The organism is Vibrio sp. 2033, assembly GCF_033339735.1.
The window spans coordinates 1-700 of the sequence record NZ_JAWOVC010000356.1; the positions used below are offsets into that span (position 1 = coordinate 1).

At 48.7% G+C, this 700-nt stretch carries 2 protein-coding genes; both read right to left on the reverse strand.

Features of this window, described 5'->3' with window-relative positions; translation table 11 throughout:
- A partial coding sequence (locus R7P74_RS26570; protein ID WP_318123640.1) for a class I SAM-dependent methyltransferase occupies positions 1 to 192 on the reverse strand: 192 nt, incomplete at its 3' end.
- A gap of 78 nt (positions 193 to 270) precedes the next feature.
- Positions 271 to 700: DNA recombination protein RmuC (gene rmuC / locus R7P74_RS26575; RefSeq protein WP_318123641.1), on the reverse strand; the 430-nt coding region annotated here is incomplete at its 5' end.

The window sequence follows — 700 nt, forward strand, 5'->3', positions numbered from 1 at the left end:
GATCGTAAAACGCTTCCAAAGGCGGTGAATACCACCTGACATCAGGTCGTTCATGATGTCGTATTTCGCTGCCACTGAGTGGAAAACTTCGGCAACTTTGGTCACTTTTTCTTCTTTCGCCACTGTGGTGAAACCAAAGTGGGTCGTTTCGTTCTCTAACGCTGTATTGGATTGCAAACTTGTGTCCGTCATTCTAATTCCTCTTGGGCAGCACTTGTTCACTACAGGGCGTTTGCTGACAATGAAAGTCGCCCTCTGTACTGCGGGCGATTAGTTTACTTTATCCTCAGCCGGATGTCTTTCTACTAACGATTCATTTGGTGATTCATTTTCTGAAAATGCATCACTTTGCGCCAACTGCGCAAGGTCAGAAGAAATCGGTCGTTTGATTTCAACCCCCAACTGTCTAAAGCTTTCTGCTTGACGAATCACGTTGCCACGGCCTGTCGCCAGCTTGTTCATAGCGCCTTGATAGGTTTGGTTCGCTCGGTCTAATGCGCCGCCCAACCCTTCCATGTCGTCGATGAATAAACGCAGCTTGTCGTACAGTTTGGTGGCGCGCTGGGCGATCAGTTTGGCGTTTTCATTCTGACGTTCGTTGCGCCATAAATTGTCGATGGTGCGCAGTGCCACCAGCAACGTGGTTGGGCTAACCAAGATGATGTTTTGCTCCATCGCATCTTTGATCAAGCTTGGGTCG